The sequence below is a fragment of the Candidatus Protofrankia californiensis genome (genome assembly GCF_900634765.1).
Lineage (GTDB): Bacteria > Actinomycetota > Actinomycetes > Frankiales > Frankiaceae > Protofrankia > Protofrankia californiensis.
Window position 1 is genome coordinate 39,721 of the sequence record NZ_CAAAFT010000064.1, and the last position, 2,852, is coordinate 42,572.

Annotated in this window: 2 protein-coding genes; one reads left to right on the forward strand and one right to left on the reverse strand. The window is 70.7% G+C overall.

Annotated features, from left to right (window positions below; all coding sequences use genetic code 11):
• The coding region (locus DD1DGNOD_RS03860; protein WP_165036385.1) for a GAF domain-containing protein at positions 1-1,559 on the reverse strand (1,559 nt) is incomplete at its 3' end.
• A gap of 267 nt (positions 1,560-1,826) precedes the next feature.
• Between DD1DGNOD_RS03860 and DD1DGNOD_RS03865 the strand changes: the two genes are divergently transcribed.
• Positions 1,827-2,852: HAMP domain-containing protein (locus tag DD1DGNOD_RS03865; RefSeq protein ID WP_131769456.1), on the forward strand; the 1,026-nt coding region annotated here is incomplete at its 3' end.

Below are 2,852 nucleotides of genomic sequence, written 5' to 3' on the forward strand. Positions count from 1 at the left end.
AACAGCCGGGCGTTGTCGACGGCGAAGGCCGCGCGGCGGGCGAGGTCGGTGAGCAGCTCGATCTCGTCGGCCTCGAAGTTGTCCCCGGCATCACGACCGAGGGCCACCACGCCCAGTACCCGGCGGCGGGCGCGCATCGCGGTGATGACGGTGGGCGAGCCGTTGACGGTGGCCACGTGCACGGTGTCGGTGAGTGCCGCCTGCACATGGGCGGCCAGCGACCCGGCCGGGTCGTCCGCCCAGTCCGACAGGTCGCCGGCTTCGGCCTCGTTGACGTGGCCGACGGCGGCGAGTTTCATCGCGCCATCCTCCCGCAGCAGGTGGACCGTGCACCAGCGCGCCAGCCGCGGCACCGGCAGGCGCGCGAGCAGGGCCAGGCTCCGGTCGGTGTCGAGACTGCCCGTGAGCAGGTCGGACGCCTCGGCCAGGAACGACAACATGCCGATCCGGCGTTCCTCGATGCGTCGCAGGTGGGCGCCGCCGAGAGCCAGCGCCATCCAGCGGGCGACCAGCTGGATCCGTTCCTCGATGTCGGTGGACGCCGCATCGGCGGATGTCACGCCGATCGACGCCGCACCGGTGGTCACCGGCAGGCCCGGTGACCACAGCAGCAGTTCCCCGACGATCCCGTCACGGGAGTCCAGTGGGATGCGGCGGGCGCTGCGGTCCGAACCGGTCGGGCCGAACGCCGCCACCACCTCCGGTGCTCCCTCCCGGCTGCGTCCCGGCCGCCGCACGAGACCCGCGCCGGATGACGGCAGCGCGTCGACGAGCTGCGCCAGCAGCTCGCCGACCTCCTCCTCGGCCGACAGGAGGTGGGTGAGGGCGGGTGAGAGCAGCCGCGCCGGCCGGCGCAGGCCTGCCGCCCCTACCGGCAGGGCCCCGGAGCCGGACCCGCTCTCGTGGGCCGGCAGCCCGGCGGGCGGCAGGTCGGGGGACGCCGTCCGGACGCCGGCGCGGGCGGCGTCGACATCCGTGCCGCCGGCGCCCATGGCATCGGAGTGACGGCTGTTGGGGGCGTCGAGCCGGAACCACACCCGCTTGCCCGCTCGGTCGTGTTCGGTACCCCACGCCGTGCTGAGGGCATCCACCAGCGACAGGCCGCGGCCGTCCTCGCGCAGGTTCTCGATGCCGCCGTCCCTGACGTCACCGCTGTCGACGGTGCCGGGCGCCCGCCAGATCGCGCCCGGATCCGCGGGCGCCGGCAGGCTCTCCGGGCCGTCAACGGCCGCCCGGCGGGGATCGCCGGATGCGCCCGGTGCGCGTCCGGGCGTACCGGTGGTCGGCACTCCGCCCAACGGTACGGGGTGCCGGTCACTGACTACGACGACGAGGCGTCCGGCGTTGTGCCGGATGTCGACCGTCGCGTCGGTACCGGCGTGCACGATGACGTTGGTCACAAGCTCGGTTACCAGCAGTAGAGCGGTATCGACGACATCGGGGTGGAGACGGCCGTGCAGCGTGTCGATAACGAACCGGCGGGCCGACCGCGGTGAATCGGTGACCGGCGGAAGTGTGAGGGTGCGGCGGAGCCCCTCTTCTCCGAGCACGTGAAGCATGCCGGTCAGTGTCTCCTGTGTTGTCCAGTCGCGAGGGATTGGCCACGTCATGGGGCGTGGCCGGCGGATCTTCCGCGGTGCTTCCCGGATCCGTCCGTGCCTGCGCATGCCGCTTGCGGGCGGACGGGTCCGCTATATCCGTACAGCAAGCCCTGACGGATACTGTCGCCGAGCACTGCTGGATGCTTGATGAACGGACGCTGGTCCGTTCCGATGGTCTGCCAGACGCGAGAGATTCCCGCGTACGCGGGTTTGGAGGGCTCCACCATGACGATGGTGTCGGAATCCGCGCCCGTGGACGACCACTTCATCGAGGATTTGCTCGGGGCGCTGACGGCGTTGTGCACAGGTGACTTCTCCGTGCGTCTGGGGGAGCGGGCCGGTGGCGGTGCGCTGATCGCCCAGCGTTTCGACGAGCTGGCCGCCCTGCAGCAGCGGCACTCCGGCGAGCTGGAACGGGTCAGCAAGGTGATCCGGCGGGACGGCCGGCTGACCGAGCGGATGGCTGACCTCGGCTTCGAGGGTGGCTGGGCACTGTCGAACCATGCGGTCAACTCGCTTATCGACGACCTTGCGCGTCCGACGCACGAGGTTGCGCGTGTGATCGCGGCGGTCGCGGAGGGTGATCTTTCGCAGCATATGGCGCTGGAGATCGCCGGGCAGCCGGTGCGGGGTGAGTTCCTCACGATCGGCACGACCGTGAACACGATGGTGGACCAGCTCTCCTCGTTCGCCGACGAGGTCACCCGGGTGGCCAAGGAGGTCGGTACCGAGGGCAATCTGGGCGGCCAGGCGCGGGTCAAGGGCGTGTCCGGGGTGTGGCGGGACCTGACCGAGTCGGTCAACTCGATGGCGGGCAACCTCACCAGCCAGGTTCGCAACATCGCCCAGGTCACGACGGCGGTGGCGCAGGGTGACCTGTCCCAGAAGATCACCGTGGATGCACGAGGCGAGATCTACGAGCTGAAGTCGACCGTGAACACGATGGTCGACCAGCTCTCGGCATTTGCCGACGAGGTCACCCGGATGGCCAAGGAGGTCGGTACCGAGGGCAAACTGGGCGGGCAGGCCCAGGTCAAGGGCGTGTCCGGGGTGTGGCGGGACCTCACCGACTCGGTGAACGTCATGGCCGGCAACCTCACCACGCAGGTTCGCAGCATCGCCGAGGTCGCGGCCGCGGTTGCCCGCGGTGACCTCACCCGCCAGATCACCGTGGACGCCCGCGGTGAGGTCGCCGGCCTTGCCCACACGGTGAACACGATGGTGGAGCAGCTGTCGTCGTTCGCGGCGGAG